Below are 20,293 nucleotides of genomic sequence, written 5' to 3' on the forward strand. Positions count from 1 at the left end.
TAAACACGCAACGAAATCATACACTAGACCGTTGTGCACAATTAAAATACATCATTAATGGCTATGAAAATTATTGAAATATCTAGCGTTATTCTTATGGCTTTCATAGTACTTGGTGTTCATGAGTTGGGTCATTTAATCGCAGGTTTGAAACAAGGTTTCAGGTTTGAACTCTTTGTGGTTGGTCCGTTAGGAATCAAAAGAGAAAATGGTAAAATCAAGATATATCTAAATAAAGATATTGCTCATTATGGAGGCCTAGCAGCAACATTGCCAGTTGATGACAACCCTGAAAACATTAAAAAACTAGCAATCATATGTCTTGCAGGACCAATTGCTTCAATTATTTTTGCCGTAGTTTTAGGAACCTTATATCTTTCTTTAGATTTTCAATTTTCGAAAGTAATACTGATTGGTGCGTTGACATCATTAGGTATTTTTTTAGCTACAACTGTTCCAAGTAAAACAGGTATGTTTTTTACAGACAGAAAGCGCTATGAAAGACTTACAAAGAATGGTCCGGAAAGAGAAGTAGAATTAGCACTATTAAGCATATTGGGGAATTATGCTAAAGATAATTCATATGCTAATATTAATGAGAAGGATATTGAAGCATTAATATCTGATGAGCATTATAAATTTTTTGGTCTTTTTACTAAGCTGACATATCAATTTGAAAAAAATGGGACTTTTGAAGCGGAAACTAAAAATCAATATGAAATATTATCTGAAACAATGCCAAAATCAATGGTAAAAGCAACGAATATGCAATTGGATAAATTGAATAAATAACTGTGCACAACAATGTACAACCGAAATTACGGCGGATTCGACTATGCTTCGACTGCGCTCAGCACAGGCTAGAATCCACTCGGAATTGCTAAAGTCCGTGCCAAACCGAAAATAAACGCTTATTTAACCCGTAACTAACAGTTATAGGAGACCGTTAGCTAACATAAAAAAATACCGATGAATAGTTATGAATGATATATACTTAAGCACAGCAATGATTGTTATCCTTATTTGTCATTTAGCAACCATTACCGTCGGGTATAAAATGCAAAAAACATCTTTATTAATTCCCTATTTAAATGCAGTTATTGTGATAGGTATATTTATCTTTTGGGCTTTCAATAGTCTTAATATAAAAGAACACAACTTAGAAAATAGAGAATTATTTGTAATATGTATGGAAGCTTGTATTTTAATATTCGCCCTTTACTCCATCATTGGCTTTCATTATAAAACCTATGCGAAAGTTATAAATTATATTGGCTTTGGGATTCATTTATTGGCTACAACGGGAATGCTATATTATATATCGATATTCAAATTTAATCGACTCTTTTAACGATAAATTACTCATATGAATCAGTAGCAAATGTGATTATAGGCAATAAAAAATACCTTAATTCTCTCTTTTGTTCTTTCTAGTTATACCATCAATTTAATCAGAATCAAACTTAAGACGTTTATAATTCATTGCTAGCACTCGCCTACTTTGGAAATTCCTGCGGACTTTCCATCTGTGATTTATTTGCTAATTTTAGTGCTAATCCACGCAACTAATCATAGCCAAACTATTGGCATTAATTATGAAAAATGACGCTTGAAGATTTAGGATACAATAGTACCTTAGAAGACTATCGAAAGGAACAAAACCTTGATTCCTTTGGAATTGGTAGAGTAATCTTAGCGCATAGGGATAGATATACCGTAAAAACTGAATCAAACGAATTTGATTGTGAACTTGTTGGGAATTTAAGATTCACAGTTACCGATAAGAGTAAATTACCTTCCGTTGGAGATTGGGTAGCGATTTCTGAATATGATGATGGCAAAGCTTTGATTCATGCCGTACTTCCCCGGAGTTCAATTTTAGAAAGAAAGGCAGTTGGAAAATTAGGACAAACTCAAATTATTGCCACAAATATTGATTTTGGACTTATCGTACAATCTGTGAATAGAGATTTTAATATCAACCGTTTAGAACGCTACCTTACTATCTGCAATGCTTCTAAAATTAAACCCATTATCGTTCTGAGTAAAATCGATTTAATCGAAGAATTAGAATTGGAAAAATTGGTTATTCAAGTACAAGAGAGAATTAAAAATGTCCCTATAATTGCAATAAGCAATCAATCTAAAATCGGAATTGGTGAAATAAATTCCAAATTAATTCGAGGCAAAACCTATTGTTTATTGGGTTCCTCTGGCGTTGGGAAATCTACACTAATCAATACAATAATTGGAGAAAAAATGATGGAAACAGGTCTAATTAGTGAGAGCATAGACCGAGGAAAGCATGTTACTACTCATAGGGAATTGATTGTTTCTGAAAACGGTATTCTAATAGACAATCCAGGAATGAGAGAGGTTGGTATAACTGATGCTTCTGGTGGATTTGAAATGACGTTTGATGAAATCTTGAACCTTGCACAAGATTGCAAATACAATGACTGCACTCACACTAATGAAGATGCATGTGCAGTATTGGCTGCTTTAGAAAACAATGATTTGAATCCTGAATCATACGAGAATTTCCTCAAGATGGAAAAAGAGAGATTGCATTTTGAATCAAATGCTCAGGAAAGAAAAAAGAAGGGTAAAGACTTAGGAAAATTGATAAAGAACATGAAAAAGAGCAACAATAAATACTAAGCACAAAAAGGTAAAAACGGCATGTTCGTTAAGAGACATAGTATTGCATTCGCCCATGGCGACCTTTAAACTGTGCAACTGCGTTGCTCCACAGCTTAAAGTAAAGGCAATACCATCTTTAGGGCCAAACCAACTTACACCTAATACATCCTTATAGGACAGCGCCATAGGCGGGCTTTGAGCCCTAACGCAATACATCGGCAGCTAAAGGTAATTTGGTAAGACTCCTAGAATTCCCAATACTTATAAAAGGATAGCCTTGCGACACTTTAGGTATCATGGCATTCTATAACCATTTTATCGTATCTTCATTCTCATTGCTGAACTACGTTTAGCCCTAAAGTTACCTGCAAGCTCAAAAAAGCATTGAACCAAAATTGTGATTTTTTGGACTAAAATCGTAATTAATTGATTATAAGGTGTTTTAGTTTTGAATTGTTAATATTTAAAACATTTATTCTGAAAACAATCAAATTAGTTTTAGTCTTAATTGTGTTTACCCTCAATTATACTCAAGCACAAGAAGAAGAAAATCAAACAACAATTAAAAGCAATGAGATTATGAAAACGTATGTAATAGAACGTATTATTCCTAGAGCAGGAGACTTAACAGCAGAACAATTAAAAGAAATCTCCCAAGCATCGTGTTCTGTCTTAAAAGAAATGGGACCTATAATTGAATGGAAAATCAGTTATGTTACAGGTGATAAAGTTTATTGTATTTATAAAGCAAAAAATAAACAATTAATTGAAGAACATGCCAAAAAAGGAAATTTCCCTGCAAATACAATAAATGAAGTCGCAGCAACTATTAGCCCTGTAACGGCAGAACAATAAATTAAAACGTAACAAACAGGAAACTATCAAAATCTTGGTGGTTTCTTGTTTTTACCAATAAGTAACTTACAAAAAGATAGATTATGCCAATATATATGGATTTTCATGATTTGCCAGTTGGAGTTTCTGCAAAAGATATTGCAGAAATGCACCAAGCGGATTTAAAAATTGAACACAAATATAATTGTCGTGGATTAACCTATTGGTGTGATGAAAGAAGACAAACAGCATTTTGTTTAATAGAAGCGCCTAATAAAGGAGCTATTAAAGAGCTTCATGAAAAATCACATGGAGCTGTTCCACAGCGGATAATAGAAGTAAATGACACTCTAGTTGAATCTTTTTTAGGTCGTATTGAAGACCCAGAAAATGCACAAAATACCGAACTCAATATAGTTACTGATTCTGCCTTTAGAATATTAATGGTTATTCATTTAAAAAAGAAAGTATTAAGAACCGAAAATATTGAAACGTTACATGCTGCTCTTCGTGGTTATAAAAAATCAGTAATCAATATTATTAGTAAGCACAAAGGACGCATAGTTAAGCAGGAATCAAACTCATTTTTAATGTCATTTACTTCTGCTACTAATGCTGTTGAAAGCGCTATTAAAATTCAAGAATTGCATAATTGTGTAATAACACCTGATTTAGAGTTTAAAGTAGGAATAAGTGCAGGAAACCCAGTAACAAATAGAGACAGTATTTTTGAAGATACTGTAAAAAAAGCAGAGTATTTGACATATGTTACAAATGGGAACATAATATTAACACCAGAAGTCAAAGATCTATACGAGAGTGAAAACCAAAATGATCCAATTAATATTAAAGGCACTAAACCATTAAGTAGTACTGAAATGGAATTTATAATTCGATTATTTGAATATACTGAAAGTGTTTGGACAAATTCTAATATAAGCGCCACAAATTATAATGAGAATTTAGGTTTAAGTAAATCAAAACTATATAGAACTATAATGCCAATAATAGGGAAGTCACCAAACAGTTTCATTAAGGAGTTTAGACTGAATAAAGCGCTTGAATTTTTGGATAAACAAGTGTCAAATATTTCTGAAATCGCTTATCAAACAGGGTTCAGCAGTCCAGCTTATTTTTCAAAATGCTTTAAAGAAGTATACGGAATTTTGCCTTCTCAATATAATAGATTACAATTGGAATAAACTAAAAATTTTTACTGACTCTAACAATTATTTCTTAGTGCCACGGCGGAAAATCAGCTATGATTTCCCGCAACTAATCATACCTCAACCATTGCCAACAAATAAGAAATTACAGCAACTGAGCATTATTTCATTTTGATTTGCCAAAATCCCCTGGTTTATCCTATATATACTTCTAACAAGTATTTTTAACTTCAAAGAGGTTCTTGTATAGCTCCTTTAAAAAAATACTTAACATCTGAATATCAAGTATATATAATTATATTGTAAATAAAAGCGCTATTTTTTGTTATGTCCATACTCTTTTCATCGTTATATAAATAGAATGAACAAGACAGAATTTCAGCTTAAAGTATTTTCATTATCTGAGCGCTTGTTTCCTATGGTTTCTCGTATGCTTGGTAATAATGCAAACGCTGAAGATGCTATTCAAGAAATAATGCTAAAACTATGGGTAAAGCGCAATGAAATTGAGCAACATCCTAATATTACAGGTTTTGTATTCCTAACAGCTCGTAATTTCTGTATCGATTTATTGAGAAAAAAAAAGCTAGAAATTAACGATTCTTCTTTACAACTTGAGATATTAAAATCGGAATACGGACAAGAACAGTTGGAATGGAAAGAGCTAAATATTATTATTAGAAAAATTCTTAAAAGCTTGCCAGAACAACAAAGAGAAGTAATAGTAATGCGAGACTTAGACGGTTATGAATTTAATGAAATAGCTGCCGTAACACAACTTAAAATTGAACATATCAGAGTATTATTATCCAGAGCAAGAAAACAGGTAGGTCTAAAGTTGGAAAAAACATATAGTTATGAAAGAGGCCAAATTTGAAAAAATAGTTGAAAAATATAAAAAGGGAGAGAGTACTTTAAGCGAAGAATCTTTTCTGTTTAACAATGCTAAAAATTCTGGACCCTCATTGGAAGCATGGTCTACTTTTATAAAAAAAAATAAAACGGAAGCACCAAAGGATTTGAATGAGAGACTATGGCAATCATTTCAAACTAAAAAAGCCAAAAAACGAAGGCTCTTTGTTAAAATTATGGGAGCCGCAGCTTCTATTATATTATTGGTTTCCTTCTTTTTTGGCAACCTTGAAAAAGAAGAACAAAGTTATTCCGAGAAAGAAAGGTTGCTAAATCAAGCGCTGGCTATGTTCGACAGCAATGAGGAAGAAGATATTCAACATACTATTTTTTACGAAAATGAAATGATTATTGTTTACTTGACTATCGAAAAAAGCAATCAGAAAATTGAAAATCATTAATAATTAAGCCATTTAAAACATGAAAAAATTAATTCTAACAGCAAGTGCAGTATTACTATCAATTTCGTTAATCCAAGCACAGGATAAAAAAGAAAAAGATCAAGTAAAAGAATTCATTCATCTTGAGGTAAAAGATGGTGCTCAACCAGATATTTATGTGGATGGAAAAAAATTCGATTTTCCAATGGAATTGCTGGACGCAGATAAAATCGAGTCTGTAAATGTTCTAAAGGGTGATAAAGCAATAAAGGAATACAATGCGAAGAATGGAGTTGTATTGGTTACAACAAAAATGTCCGGTAACAAGATAGATAAGGTAGACTATAATAAAGTGAAGGATACAATTGATAAATATCCAATGGTGATTATTGACGGAGAGGAATCTAACCAAGCAATGCTTGAAAAATTATCCCCTGATGATATAGAAAGTATAAATGTTGTAAAAGGTGAGCAAGCAATGAAAAAGTATAAGGCTGCCAATGGTGTTGTAATTGTAAAGACCAAAAAAGGGAAGAAAAACTAAAACTGATTTTTTAATTGCAGATTAAGCTGGAAAAATACCATCTTTAGGACCAAACCAAATTACATATAACATATCCCTGTAGGATAGCGCCATAGGCGGGCTTCGGGCAAAACGCAATACATCGGCAGCTAAAGGTTTGGTCCAACTCCTCGAATTCCCTATTCTTAAAAAAGGGTAGCCTTGCGATACCTTAGGTATCTTGGCCGGAACAATGCCATGATTTAATAGGTAGCTCATTGTATTACCATTTTATCGTATCTTCATTCTCATTGCTGAACCGTTGTACCTAATTTACAAAAACGCGAAAAATATTAATGAAAAAAGTATTAATTACTGGAAGTAGTGGAAGAATTGGAAGAGCTTTACAATGGAAACTTTGCCATAATTACTTAACTCAAGGTATTGACTTATCGCCATCATCGGCAACTTCCATAGTTGGAGATATTTGTGATTACGATACACTTTTAAAATCATTTGAAGGTGTGGATACTGTATTTCATTCAGCAGCTTTGCAAGCACCACACGTAGATTTTAACTCGGAAAAGAAGTTCTATGAAATTAATCTTGATGCCACAGATAAAATTTGCAAAGCAGCTTTGGCTTCTGGAGTATCTCAAATAATTTTTACCAGCACAACAGCTCTATATGGATATGCAAATCAAGGAAATGAAAAGGCCGTTTGGGTAAACGAACAAACCATTCCTGAACCAAAAACAATCTACCACAAAACTAAAATTGAGGCTGAAAAGTTATTAAAAGAATATTCGAGTGAGAAATTAGCTATTCAGGTAATTAGAATGTCAAGGTGTTTTCCTGAACCTGTGCAGCAAATGGCTATTTATCGATTACATCGTGGAGTTGACTATCGAGATGTGGCAGATGCACATATTCTTGCGAGCGAACTAAAGGAAAAGAAAAATTTTGACCAATTTGTAATATCAGGAAATACGCCATTCTTAAAGTCTGACCTTGAGGAATTAGCAAAAAATCCTGAATTGATTATCCGTGAAAGACACCCGAAAATTGCTAATGAATTTGACAAGAGAAGTTGGAATTTCCCCACTAAAATAGACCGTGTTTATGATTCCTCATATGCTGAAAACAAATTAAATTGGAAATCTAAAAGAGGAGCGCTAGATGTAATTAAGCAATTTGACAATGAGGATTACGAAATTCTACCAACCATTTTGAAAAAGTATTGAAAAAAACGAGACACAACAATTTATAACCGCAATTACGGCGAATTTGACTACCCTTCGATTGCGCTCAGGGCTGGCTTTTGAAAACCCTAGCGGATTTTCAGTTTGGTGTGTACTTGCAAAGTTTAGTGCTAAACCACGCAACTACCCGTAGCTGAGACCGATGATCCCGAATTATTCATTGATTTTTATTATTTTTAAAAGTACTCATCGGTGGCTACGCTCAGTGGTACGACGTTAGGCAAAATTAAAAACTGAAATATTATGAAATCTAAAGCATTCCATACCATCACATTCCTCTTTTATATTTGCTTATACATATTTCCTTCTTTTATAGTGGCTCAGGAGAGGGATTCGATTGGTCTAAATTCGATAAAATTGGAAGCATTTAAGGTTATGGCTCAGTTCTTTGATTATGATAATAGCATACCATTAGAAGCTAGGATCGTTGATAAAGATGAGGAAACAAACTATACTCGGGAAAAAATAGTTTTAACAGGCCCGAGAAATAGTCGCGTACCCGGTTATTTAGCCATTCCGAAGGAGGGAAATGGTCCTTATCAATGTGTTTTATTATTGCATGGAGTTGGGGATTCTAAAGAAAGTTGGTGGAAAGAAAATAGTTTTACTTCAGGCGGACTATTAACCAAACAGTTGATAGATTCTGGATTTGCAGTTTTAAGCTTGGATGCCCAATATCATGGCGAGCGAATACTGAATAATGATTACGAGTCTGCTGATGTTTTTATTTTTCAGAAAGGTTGGATCATGCGCGCTAGAGATATGATTGTCCAAACAGTAATTGAATATCGTAGGGCCATGGATTATTTAGCAACACGTAAAGAAATAGATTCCACTAGTTTTGGAGCAATTGGTTATAGTATGGGAGGCATGATGGTATTTAACTTAAGTGCCGTCGACTCCAGATTAAATGCATCTGTGGCAAGTGTTACTCCTGTATTAAAGGAACCCTTTTCAGCCCTTGCCGTCTATAATTTTGCGCCATTTGTTAATCGATCATCTTTTCTTATGATAATGGGGGAAAGTGATAGTAGGAACTATACAAAAAATGATGGCCAACGACTTTATGATCTGTTAAAGAGCAAAACCAAGGAAATTAAATGGTTCAATAGTGGTCATAAACTACCAGATGAATGGACGAATAGAGCTTCAGAGTGGATGTCGAAATACCTGAAATAAACTTTGCCTAACAATGTGTATGATGTTCATGCCTTCCATTCGGTCGGCACGCCACATACACTCACCGATGATGTCGAATTATTCATTGATTTTTATTATTCTTAAAAGTACTCATCGGTCACTCCGCTCGATGGCACCTCAAATTTTATTCCCACTACAGTCCAAAAACAAAAAAGGTTTTCACTATATTTCCTTAAAATTCCCCACTCGCACACTGCTTTCACAGATGTCGTACATAGCACCATGTTGGCGGCAATGAGAAACAAAATAAATTAAAATCAAAAAATATGTCAAGACCAAAATTATTGATGGTAATTTTTTTAATTGTTTTTTGGGGTAACCATGTATCTGCCCAGAGTCCTCTAAAAAACAGAGTGATAATTTTAACCGATATTGAAGCTGACCCAGATGACACACAATCATTGGTTAGACTTTTTTTATACTCCAATCAAATAGATATTAAAGGATTGGTAGCTACTACTTCCTGTTGGCATACTGATGAAGTAAATCCAGAATCTATTGTCAAAGTTATTGAGGCCTATGGTAAAGTCCAGTCTAATTTACTTAAACATGAAAAGGGTTTTCCAACAGAGAACGAATTGCTAAGCCTAGTAAAGAGTGGTTTGCCCAAATATGGAATGACAGGTGTTGGTGAAGGTATGGATTCGCAAGGTTCAGAATGGATTATTAAGGAATTGGAAAGAGAAGATGATAGACCTTTATGGATTTCTGTTTGGGGTGGAGCAAATACTTTGGCACAGTCCCTTTACAAAATCAAGAAAGAAAAAAGTAAAAATAAGGCAAGGGAATTGATTTCTAAATTAAGGGTATATACCATTTCAGACCAAGATGATAGCGGTATCTGGATACGAAACAATTTTCCAGATTTATTCTATATTGTTTCTCCTGGTGATGATTATGGAAGTGCCACATGGACAGGTATAAATGGTGTATTTAATGGACTCGATAATAGCACAATCAGCAATACATGGTTGTCTAAACATATTCAGCAAGGGCATGGTCCACTTGGTGCTGCATACCCTGACGTATCTTGGGGTGTAGAAGGCGACACACCAGCATTTTTATCATTGATACCAAATGGTTTAAATAATGCCGAACACCCTGAATGGGGAGGCTGGGGAGGTCGCTACGAATTATATAAACCAGATTTTTCAAAAACAAAAGAAGGTAGATCCATTGTCGAAATTGCTCCTGAAACAAGACCCATATGGACAAATGCCACAGACAACTACATTCGTTATATTCCAAGTGAATATGGGCGGAGTGTTAAAAAAGACACAACTGTTTTCAATGGGTATAAAGAAACCTTATGGAGATGGAGAAATGATTTTCAACATGATTTTGCAGCACGAATGGATTGGAGCATTCTGTCATTTGAAGAAGCTAACCATCCGCCTGTACCAAAATTATCACACCCTGATAAAATTATCGTAAAATCAGGGGAATCTTTTGGGTTGAATGCTTCAAATTCAACTGACCCAGATGGTGATAATTTGAGTTTTTTATGGTTTCCTTACCTCGAAGCAGGGACATATAAAGGGGAGTTTGAACTTGGTCAACCTGAAAATGCCAGTACAATCCATGGAGTAGCTCCTATAGTAAATAAGACTGAAACGATTCATATAATTCTAAGAGTAGCAGATAAAGGAGAACCATCCTTATCAAGATATAATAGAATCATAATACAAATAGAACCTAAAAAAAAAAGGGCAACTAACTCAAACTAAACGTTAATTGTACTATAAAGAATCACATACTTTACTACTTAATAATATAGCGAGGTTTATTGATTTAACCGAGTTGGAAAAGCAAAAATACCTCTCTTTACTTACTGAAATAAAAGTAAAAAAGAAGGCATTTTTAATGCAGGCTGGTGATGTTACAAAATATGAGTATTTTATAACAAAAGGTTGCTTAAAGGTGTACACATTAGATGAAGATGGAGCACCTCACATATCCATGTTTGCAGTAGAGGATTATTGGACTGGTGATTTGGCCAGTTTTATGACCAAAAAACCAACTCGTTATTTTATTAAAGCTACAGAGCATTCAGAACTATTAGGAATTTCTAGGACTAATTATGATTTACTTTTTCAAGAAATACCAAAATTCGAAAAGTTTTATCGCATTCTATATCAAAGATCACTTATAAGTTATATAAGGCGTTCTAACCATGGTATTTCCTTAACTGCCGAGGAAAGATATATCGAATTCAAAAAGAAATATCCAAAAATTGTTAATAGAATTACCCAAAAAGACCTCGCAGCTTATATTGGCATCACGCCAGAATTTATGAGTAAAATTATTTCTAAAGTCAATAGAATGTAAAAGTCTTAAACTAGTTCATTTTTTTTCATGTGCTTCTATCGGAATTTTGAAGCATGAAAAAAATAGCACTCATTACCTCTTTTCTAACGATTGGGTTTGCCAACTATTTGCAAGCGCAATTTACACAAGCAGAACTGTTTTCTGGTTTTGATAAAACAGATTTTATAGTATACTCTAGTTATACAATCAACAAGAGTGAAACCCTTAGCATTAACACACTAGCTTTCTTTCAAAAATATAGAGATGAAGAAAACCAAGTCTTTGATGAGGCAGGTTTACAACCAACGGTATTTTGGAATATCAATGCAAATGTTTCAATTGGACCATCTTTATATTACAACAGTTTTTCTGGGTATTCAGAACGTTTGTCAGCAAAGTTCACAGTAAAAAATTCACGAGTATTATTTGTAATTATTCCTACAGTAGCATATTCTGAGCAAAAGGGTGCTAGCTATGCCGAAATGTTTGCACAGTTTCAGCTTAATAAGCCAATAAATAAAAAAGTATCTCTTTGGTTAAACGGACAGTTCTTAACCGTATGGGATGAGTTTAAAACTCATTCTAGAAGTTTTCAACAATTACGTTCTGGTGTATCAGTTAATGGACATCAGCTTGGAATTGGTTTGGACCTTGACCAGTATGGGCCGAACCCTATAAAAAAATCATCTTTCGGTTTGTATTACCGAAAAACTTTATAAACAATTTTAAATCTAAAACATTATGAAAAATTTGGTAAAAACACTTTTAACGACAAATCCAAGTATTGGATTTAGCATTGCACGATCAACACTTGGTTTAGTAGTATTTCCTCATGGGGCACAAAAACTATTAGGTCTTTTTGGAGGCTACGGCTATTCCTCAACAATGGATTTTTTCACAACTCAAATGGGTTTATCTGGCATTATAGCATTTTCAATAATAATGATTGAGTTTTTTGGCTCTATTTCACTAATTCTGGGATTTATTAGTAGGTTTTGGGCATTATCACTTGCAGGCATGTTCATGGGTATCATTTATACTACTCAGTTAGAACATGGCTTTTTTATGAATTGGTTCGGAGATAAAGCTGGCGAAGGTTATGAATATTCTCTTCTAATTATAGGTCTAGCTTTGACCATAATAGTTAATGGTAGTGGAAAATGGTCAATTGATAATTTAATTTATAAAAAACAGTAGAAATGAAAAAAATAATCACAATAGCAGGGAGCAATAGTCAAAAATCTATCAACAAAAGTTTACTATCCCATACAACTAGTTTATTAGAAAACGTAGAAATTATTTCAATCGACTTAAACGATTATGTCTTACCAATATATGGAGTTGATTTTGAAGCCGAAAATGGTATACCTACTGCAATCAAAAGATTAGATGAGTCATTTAACAAGACTGATGGTTTTATAATATCTCTTGCCGAACATAATGGGTCTTATGCGGCGGTATTTAAAAATACTTTAGACTGGTTATCTCGTGCGAATATGAAAATTTGGAGAGAAAAACCAATGCTTTTAATGGCGACTTCACCAGGTGGCAGAGGTGGCACAACAGTCTTGCAAACTGCTAAGGCGTATTTTCCATACTTAGGAGGTAATATAATTGCAGATTTTTCATTGCCAAATTTCTATGATAATTATTCAGAAAATGAAATTTCTGACAACGAATTAAAAGAAGAGTTAAGCAAAAAACTAATGCTCTTTCAACAGCATCTAAATAATTAAAAAAATATTACCGACAACATGTATAAGTAATAGGGATTTGAATTAAGATTCAAATCCCTATTCTTTTTTATTTTGTAATTTACTTACCGAAATGTATCGCATATAAATTCGCTACTACTCATACACAAGACCGATTGGCAACAATATAAAAATCGAACCGATGAAGCTTTTTCCAAAATTTATATTACTAACTATAGGTTTGTTTTTAATTGGTTGTGACAATTCAAGTAAAACCATAGAAAATAATTTAGATGGTAGTACCAAAACATATCGTTTAAAGCCTTCACCAATCGGAAAGGAAATACTAGAAGCCGAAGTTGATTTTGTTTGCCCACCTTTCAGAGCCGATGGTAAAACAAACATTCAATTCGAACTTTCAATGGTAAACAACTTCAGGCAAAACCTAATTCTGAATTCTATTGATATAATTAATGCCAATGGCCAAGAGACTCTAATAAAGTCCTTTGACGACAATTATTTAGAAAACAATTTTATTCACCTAGGAATAAGGAATACTGAAGATAGTGTAATTCTTGAACCTGGACGGAAAGGGCTCATTGTGCTTCAGATTGAATTTGATGACTCTCAAAGCATTCCGAACCAAATTTTTCATCGATTACAAGTAGGAATATCAAATAAGGGTTCAATTGTGGAAGTTCCTTTTGAAGTAGCCCTAATTAAAATCCCAAATACGAATTCCATAGAATTAGGTTTACCCTTTAAAAAAGGAAAATGGTTTTATACAGCTGAAAGTCACAAAGATTCTAGATTCATTACTCAAGGTACACCAACATATCCACAACGTTTCGCAATAGACTGGGCTTATATTGAAGATAATGGTGTCTTTGTTAAGGAAGATATGTCCATTAACGAAAATTATCCAACTTACGGACAAGAATTACTTGCTGTTGCTGATGGGATTATTGTGGAAATAAAAAATGATATTCCCGACAATGTCCCTGAACAAATAGACGTAAAAATAACACGCGAAACAGTGTGTGGTAATTATGTAATTCTAGACATAGGAAATGATATTTACGCAGTATATGCACATTTAATTCCTGATAGTTTTAAAGTGACAACAGGAGAAAAAGTTACGAAAGGACAGGTAATTGGTCTTTTAGGTAATAGTGGAAATTCAGATGGACCTCATTTGCATTTTCATTTAGAAACAAAAAGTCCACGAGTTTTAGGTGGCGAAGGCATACCATATCACTTTGAAAAATTCAATCAACTTAAAAAGTATTCTTTCGAAGAATTAGGGACTATTTTTGAAGGGGAAAGTCTCGACTTAAAAAATTTGAATACAGAAATCAGATTTAATGAAATGCCTATTGGAAATGGTGTAGTTGAATTTGAATAATACTGTTGCCAACAATGCATAAAATAATAGCGGTTTAGTCGCTAATACTATAGTAAAATAAATGTAAAAAGTCTGTATTTAAACGAAAAGTTAGTGTATATAAATTCGCTACTATTCTTATAGAAGACCGAATGGCAACAATTAAAAAAATGTAGCATTCAAGAAAAATTTCGCTCTTTAAGAAAAACCAAGCAATATGAACAAAACAATTTTAATAATTCTGATTTCAATTTTGGCAATTTCCTGTCAAACAAACCAAAAGAAAAAAGTAGAAAAAGAAAAAATATATCTAAACGGAAATTGGGAATATCTCGGATTTGGAAAAGCGATAGTTATTGCCGACAGCATTGTATATAGCTATCATACATCTACAGTCGGAAATGTAAAAACCTCGGACAATTCATCAACGGATTTTTTCAATTTCTACACAGTTGATACATTATCAAACGATACAATACTTTTAAAAGATGGCGTTAAGGCTTTTAAACTTTTTAGAAGCGATAAAGATTTTGCGAAAAATGTAAACGATAGTTTAGCCAAGGACCCTAAATACAACTTTGAGATATTATGGAACACATTCAATGAACAATACGTTTATTTTAAAGAGCGAAATATCGATTGGAAGAAAATTTATGAAAAATATGAACCTCAAGTTACTTCAGAGACAACACCTTTAGAACTATATCTAATCTTCGAGAAAATGCTCGGAGAATTAAATGATGGTCACGTTTCTATCAATTTGCCCGATGAAATAGAAGAAGAATATGAAAGTCAATTTTCAAACAATGAAGAGGAAAATGATGAAGAAATCCCAGATGGATTAGACAAAAAAGTAAAAGACTTAATCGTTGAGAAACACCTCAAAAATGTAAGCCATTTTAATCAAGGGGAACTCAAATGGGGAATGGTCGATAAAGATATCGCCTATATCCAGACAACGAATATGATTAGCTGGGCGCATTATCCCATTGCGGATAGTTTATCGACTGAACAATTTTGGGAAGAATGGTGGAAAAAGCTTAACCAAGCAAACAATTACCACGACGATGTTGCGGTAGGTACTCGTTTTATGATGGATTCTATTACAAAAACTATTGAAAATGCAAAAGCTTGTATTATCGATTTGAGATTTAATGGTGGTGGTTTTGATGATGCTTCTGTTGAAATACTTAATCACTTTGTAAATAAAGAAACTGATATTTGCACTAAAAAGGTAAGACTAGGCAAAGGATTCACTGAAAAGCATTTAATGACTCTGATTCCAGCCGAAAAAACATTTAATGGTAAGTTATTTATCCTAACAAGTCACGAAACAGCAAGTGCTGCTGAGTTACTCGTATTGGGTAGTAAAAAAATTCCAAACTCTAAAATTATTGGCTCAACAACAGAAGGTGTTTTTTCTGATATTTTAAGTAAAAAACTTCCAAATGGTTGGACTTATGGACTATCTAATATGATATACGAATCAATGGATGGGATTAGTTATGAAGAAATTGGAATCACCCCAAATATTAAACTGGATTATCCTATAAAATCTAAGGACTTTTACGAATATCTTTTGGTAGATTTAAAAGACGGAGATGATGCAATCGAAAAAGTAATCGAGATAGTAAAATCGGAATAAAAACTGTTGCCAACAAGGTATAAAAGCAATTGCGGTTCGGGTTCAAGTTCGAACCGTTTTTGTGTCCAATTTAGTATCTTGCTATCCGAAATATAGGTGCGTTTATCCGCTACTGTTCTTATACTAAACGTCGAATTATTCATTGATTTTTATTGTTTTTAGAAGTATTCATTGGTCACTACGCTCGGTGGTACAACCAATTTTATTCCCAATACCGCAAAATCCATAAGATACGGCCACTATGTGGCCTTCTTGAGGCCTGTTATTTGGGACACGGTGACCAAAAAAAGACAGGTTCCCAAACAACAGTCATGCGATTTTGCTATATTTCCTTAAAATTCGCCGGACTTCACATAGCGCGGCGTCGAATTATTCATTGATTTTTATTGTTTTTAGGAGTATTCATTGGTCACTACGCTCGGTGGTACAACCAATTTTATTCCCAATACGGTCCAAAACCAAAAAAGGTTTTTACTATATTTCCTTAAAATTAGCCACCAGCGCTCCAACTCGCACACTGCTTTCGCTGATGTCGTACATAGCGCGACGTTGGGCTTCATTACAAAACCAATCAATTATGAAACGAAAATTTGAAGATGTAATAACAAACGAAAAAGATTTTCGCGAGATTATGGGGCACCCAAGTGAACTGGTCACAAGGAAAACAATAGACTATATCGATGAAAATTGCCAATTATTCATTGAACAATCTCCTTTCATAGTAATTTCTTCATCCGACAGAAACGGAAATTTTGATTCTTCTCCCAAAGGTGACCCAGCTGGATTTGTTAAAGTTTTAGATAACAAAACTCTTGCAGTCCCAGACCGGTTGGGAAATAGAAGAGCAGATACATTTATGAATATATTACAAAACCCAAAAGTGGGTTTGATTTTTCTAATTCCTGGTGTAAAAGAGACTTTACGAGTTAGTGGCGAAGCTCAAATTATAACGGACAAAAAAGTACTAGAACTACTTGCCCATAAAAATAGGCTTCCAAATTTTGCAATGATTGTACATGTAGAAGAAGCATTTCTCCATTGTGCTAAATGTATTATAAGGTCCAAATTATGGGCAAATGTTGACTTAAATGCTGAACGAAAAGCTCCAACATTAGCGAAATCTATGGTTGACCACGGAAAACTAGACAAGTCTTATGAGGAGATGGATGAAATAATTAAAAACGATGAAAATACACGCTTATATTAAAAACTACACACAACGCCGTATATAATTCATTGCTAGAACTCGCCTACTCACGAAAATCCTGGCGGATTTTATAGGTTTGTTTTCTTATCTCTATAGTAATTGTAATACCTACGGGAATAGTATATGGTTCGCCAGACATTTTACCCGAACATATAAATATTCAGGTCAACACAATTGACCTTTCCAATATGTTAAAAGTCAATATGTTCTTATTTCTAGGAATATTTACTATATGGATTTGGGGAGTATGGCAAACAAAATATTGAAAAAAAAACAGTAAGGAACACTATGTATATTTTAAATAATCGTTTAAATTATATTAAAGGAACTTAAATAAATAATTGATTTTTAACCTAATGACAGTAACATGACATCTATATGTCGGGTAAAAGGCAAGCGATATTGGATACATTTGCTTCATAAGTTAAAAAGGTAAATCCATGAACAATCAATCACTTGCACAAAGACTAAAGTACCACCGAAAAAGTAAAGGATTTTCACAAGAAGAATTATCCCTAAAAACAAATGTTACCGTACGCACCATTCAGCGTATAGAAAAAGCAGAAGTTAATCCCCACTTAAATACAATAAAGTTACTGGCGGTTGCATTAGACATTGAAGTAAACGAGTTAATTCCCTTAAACAACCCCAAAGAAGAAACTATAAAGAAAAAATGGCTGTTGTTGCTGCACGCCACCCCATTATTGGGAATCTTTATACCCTTGTGCAATGTGCTACTCCCTCTTTTTATCTGGATACACAAAAGAGAGGATAATCCAATTTACGACAAACATGGCATTAAAGTCATTAACTTTCAAATAACGGCTTTGATTTTAGCCACTATATCTTTCGTGGGTTTGCTAACCATTGAGAAATGGGGTTTTATATTATTTATAGCTACTGTACCTATTTGTGTGGCTATTGTAATTTTCAATATTATTTATGTTCTAAAAAAAGAAAAGTGCTACTATCCGTTATCGATACCATTTTTAAGATTTAAACCAAAAGGTTCTATTAAGATTATTGCTTTTCTTATAGGCATACTTGCTCTTACCAATTGTACAACCAAAACCCATATAGAAATAGAGCGTATAGACGGTAGCACGGTTTTCATAGATTCCATAACACAGAAAATAAATCAATTGGCAAAAGATGCGCATGTCGAGGGTTTAATGGTCGCTATTTTTGATAACAAACAAGTTGAACATCAACATATTGTTGGATATAAAGATTTCTCTAAAAAGTTAGTATTGACAGATTCCACAAACATTTATGGAGCTTCTTTAAGCAAAGCTGTTTTTAGTGTTATTGTAATGAAATTAGTGGAGGATGATGTTATTGATTTAGACACACCTCTGGAATCTTACCTTCCAAAGAAGATATATGAATACAAACCTTTGAAGCGATGGCATGATGATTATTCTGACCTTAAAACAGACAGTCTCTACCACAAAATTACAGCTAGAATGTGCCTGAATCATACCACTGGGTTTCAAAATTGGAGATCTAAGGACAACAAGTTGCACGTTCATAGTATTCCTGGCGAAAAATATGATTATAGCGGTGAGGGATTTGTTTACCTACAGGTTGTGCTAGAAAAAATAACAGGCAAAGGTTTGGAACAACTTGCCCAAGAGACCATTTTCAATCCTTTAGATATGAAAAGCTCTGCCTATGAATGGAAGCCAAGATTTGAAAGAGATTTTGCGAATAGTTATGCAGAAAATGGCGGGGTTTACAATAAGGACAAAGATAATGAACCAAGGGCTGGAAGTACTTTAGAAACCACATTTGGTGACTACATTGCCTTCTTAACGGCGGTACTCAACAAAAAAATTATTAGTGCAAAATCCTATGAGGAAATCTTTAGTCCACAGTTTAAAATTCTACCCCTTTCACAGCTTGTTGAGAACGTACCAGCTATTGAATATAAGAATGTTAAATTAAGCTATGGGCTTGGTTGGGGTTATCTGGAAACACCCTATGGCAACGGTTTTTTTAAGGAAGGGCGTGGCAGTGGATTCCACCACTATTCCATTATCTTTCCAGAAGCTGGCAAAGGAGTTTTAGTTATGAGTAATTCGGAAAACACAGGACTTATTTTTAAGGATTTATTGCAATACACCATTGCCAACAAAAATATGCCCTGGGAATGGTTTAAAGAGATACCATATAAATAATCAAAGACTAAGCCCCATTATCAAATTCTCTAATTCCCATCGCCCCTAAAATGGAAGTCTAGTGACACCTTCGCTATCTTAGGAACAATGCCATGATATAACCGGAAATTGTCCATTATGACATTGTATGACCATTTTATTGTATCTTGAATCTCATAGCTGAACTATTTTTAGCCCTAAAATTATAGGCACTAAAACTGGACTAATGATTAAAAATATTTTAAAATCAATTGGATACTTTTTTTCTATTTTATTGTTCATGTCTTGTAATATGTCCGACGAACTAAAATTGTTTAATGGAGAATCCCTTGAAGGTTGGGAAGGTTCCAATACCTTTTTCAGGGTGGAAAAAGGAGCCATAGTCGGGGGCAGCCTAAAAAAACCAATTGACAAAAGTTACTACCTGTGCACCAAACAGAAATATGAAAATTTTGAATTGAAACTGGCAGCCAAATTTATAACGAGCGACTTGGAGGTTAATGGGGGAATAAGTTTTAGAGCTAAACGTGTACCCAATTCAAATGAGGTAATGGGCTATCAGGCGGACATTGGTTATATTGATGCCAGTGGAATTGCCCTATTTTCAGATTTTACCCCGAAGGATACAACGGGTATTTATCCACTTTGGGGAAGCTTGGTAGACGAGAACAGGCCCAATACCTTACGATACCCAAAACCAGAGATCTTTCCAGTTATAATTTATAAAGTGGCTGATGAAGAACTCGTTGAAACTGTTATAAAGTCAAAGGATTGGAAAGAAGTTCTTATCACGGCGAATGGCCCTGATATTGAAATTAAAATAAACGGGGTTTCAACAGCAAAGTACACTGAGAAAGGCGATGTACCACAAACGGATGTATTTGCTTGCAAACACACTCGGGTGACCATTTTGAAGTTTGGTATAAAGACATCGTGATAAAACAATAATTGAAAGTTGATAAGAATGTATATAATTACCATGCGCTGCAATAGCTGGC

At 33.8% G+C, this 20,293-nt stretch carries 20 protein-coding genes; 19 read left to right on the forward strand and 1 reads right to left on the reverse strand.

Annotation, left to right across the window (positions count from 1 at the left end; all coding sequences use genetic code 11):
* Positions 1–57: 57 nt before the first annotated feature.
* From GGR42_RS13820 to GGR42_RS13850, 7 genes are all read left to right on the forward strand, one after another.
* Complete coding sequence (locus GGR42_RS13820) at positions 58–792, forward strand: M50 family metallopeptidase (RefSeq protein WP_167965235.1); 735 nt, start codon at positions 58–60, stop codon at positions 790–792.
* Between the two features lie 810 nt (positions 793–1,602).
* The gene (gene rsgA / locus GGR42_RS13825) at positions 1,603–2,661 is read left to right on the forward strand and encodes a ribosome small subunit-dependent GTPase A (RefSeq protein WP_167965237.1); all 1,059 of its coding nucleotides are present in this window, start codon (positions 1,603–1,605) and stop codon (positions 2,659–2,661) included.
* 561 nt (positions 2,662–3,222) lie between these two features.
* The gene (locus GGR42_RS13830) at positions 3,223–3,498 is read left to right on the forward strand and encodes a DUF4242 domain-containing protein (protein WP_167965239.1); all 276 of its coding nucleotides are present in this window, start codon (positions 3,223–3,225) and stop codon (positions 3,496–3,498) included.
* 83 nt (positions 3,499–3,581) lie between these two features.
* The gene (locus tag GGR42_RS13835; protein WP_167965241.1) at positions 3,582–4,679 is read left to right on the forward strand and encodes a nickel-binding protein; all 1,098 of its coding nucleotides are present in this window, start codon (positions 3,582–3,584) and stop codon (positions 4,677–4,679) included.
* A gap of 325 nt (positions 4,680–5,004) precedes the next feature.
* Complete coding sequence (locus GGR42_RS13840; protein WP_167965244.1) at positions 5,005–5,520, forward strand: RNA polymerase sigma factor; 516 nt, start codon at positions 5,005–5,007, stop codon at positions 5,518–5,520.
* Complete coding sequence (locus GGR42_RS13845) at positions 5,501–5,956, forward strand: hypothetical protein (protein WP_167965246.1); 456 nt, start codon at positions 5,501–5,503, stop codon at positions 5,954–5,956. Before GGR42_RS13840 ends, GGR42_RS13845 begins: the two co-directional genes overlap by 20 nt.
* 19 nt (positions 5,957–5,975) lie before the next feature.
* Positions 5,976–6,479, forward strand: coding sequence for a hypothetical protein (locus tag GGR42_RS13850; RefSeq protein ID WP_167965248.1), 504 nt, complete (start codon positions 5,976–5,978; stop codon positions 6,477–6,479).
* A gap of 21 nt (positions 6,480–6,500) precedes the next feature.
* Here GGR42_RS13850 and GGR42_RS13855 read toward each other — a convergent pair whose 3' ends face one another.
* Positions 6,501–6,716, reverse strand: a complete 216-nt coding sequence (locus tag GGR42_RS13855) for a hypothetical protein (protein ID WP_167965250.1) — start codon at positions 6,714–6,716, stop codon at positions 6,501–6,503.
* Between the two features lie 77 nt (positions 6,717–6,793).
* Between GGR42_RS13855 and GGR42_RS13860 the strand changes: the two genes are divergently transcribed.
* From GGR42_RS13860 to GGR42_RS13915, 12 genes are all read left to right on the forward strand, one after another.
* A complete protein-coding gene (locus GGR42_RS13860; protein ID WP_167965252.1) occupies positions 6,794–7,681 on the forward strand; it encodes an NAD-dependent epimerase/dehydratase family protein in 888 nt (295 codons plus the stop codon).
* 261 nt (positions 7,682–7,942) lie between these two features.
* Positions 7,943–8,878 (forward strand): alpha/beta hydrolase family protein, encoded by a 936-nt coding sequence (locus GGR42_RS13865; RefSeq protein ID WP_167965254.1) that lies wholly within the window; start codon positions 7,943–7,945, stop codon positions 8,876–8,878.
* A gap of 287 nt (positions 8,879–9,165) precedes the next feature.
* Positions 9,166–10,626, forward strand: coding sequence for a nucleoside hydrolase-like domain-containing protein (locus tag GGR42_RS13870; RefSeq protein ID WP_167965256.1), 1,461 nt, complete (start codon positions 9,166–9,168; stop codon positions 10,624–10,626).
* A gap of 7 nt (positions 10,627–10,633) precedes the next feature.
* On the forward strand, positions 10,634–11,227 hold the full coding sequence (locus tag GGR42_RS13875; protein WP_167965258.1) for a Crp/Fnr family transcriptional regulator: 594 nt from the start codon (positions 10,634–10,636) through the stop codon (positions 11,225–11,227).
* A gap of 53 nt (positions 11,228–11,280) precedes the next feature.
* Positions 11,281–11,925 (forward strand): hypothetical protein, encoded by a 645-nt coding sequence (locus GGR42_RS13880; RefSeq protein WP_167965260.1) that lies wholly within the window; start codon positions 11,281–11,283, stop codon positions 11,923–11,925.
* A gap of 22 nt (positions 11,926–11,947) precedes the next feature.
* Positions 11,948–12,403, forward strand: coding sequence for a DoxX family protein (locus tag GGR42_RS13885; protein WP_167965262.1), 456 nt, complete (start codon positions 11,948–11,950; stop codon positions 12,401–12,403).
* 2 nt (positions 12,404–12,405) lie between these two features.
* Positions 12,406–12,942, forward strand: a complete 537-nt coding sequence (locus GGR42_RS13890; RefSeq protein ID WP_167965264.1) for an NADPH-dependent FMN reductase — start codon at positions 12,406–12,408, stop codon at positions 12,940–12,942.
* A 160-nt stretch (positions 12,943–13,102) separates the two neighbouring features.
* Positions 13,103–14,305, forward strand: a complete 1,203-nt coding sequence (locus GGR42_RS13895; protein WP_167965268.1) for a M23 family metallopeptidase — start codon at positions 13,103–13,105, stop codon at positions 14,303–14,305.
* 196 nt (positions 14,306–14,501) lie between these two features.
* Positions 14,502–15,929, forward strand: a complete 1,428-nt coding sequence (locus tag GGR42_RS13900; RefSeq protein WP_167965271.1) for a S41 family peptidase — start codon at positions 14,502–14,504, stop codon at positions 15,927–15,929.
* A 577-nt stretch (positions 15,930–16,506) separates the two neighbouring features.
* Entirely contained in the window at positions 16,507–17,136 is a 630-nt protein-coding gene (locus GGR42_RS13905; protein ID WP_167965273.1) for an MSMEG_1061 family FMN-dependent PPOX-type flavoprotein, read from the forward strand.
* 440 nt (positions 17,137–17,576) lie between these two features.
* Positions 17,577–19,316 carry a serine hydrolase gene (locus GGR42_RS13910; RefSeq protein WP_167965275.1) on the forward strand — a complete coding sequence of 580 codons (1,740 nt, stop codon included), beginning with the start codon at positions 17,577–17,579 and terminating at the stop codon, positions 19,314–19,316.
* Positions 19,317–19,521: 205 nt separating this feature from the next.
* Positions 19,522–20,232: a 3-keto-disaccharide hydrolase gene (locus GGR42_RS13915; protein ID WP_167965278.1), complete on the forward strand. Its 711-nt coding sequence runs from the start codon at positions 19,522–19,524 to the stop codon at positions 20,230–20,232.
* The last annotated feature ends 61 nt before the right edge of the window (positions 20,233–20,293 follow it).

This window comes from Saonia flava, from assembly GCF_011927795.1.
In the GTDB taxonomy this organism is placed as follows: domain Bacteria; phylum Bacteroidota; class Bacteroidia; order Flavobacteriales; family Flavobacteriaceae; genus Saonia; species Saonia flava.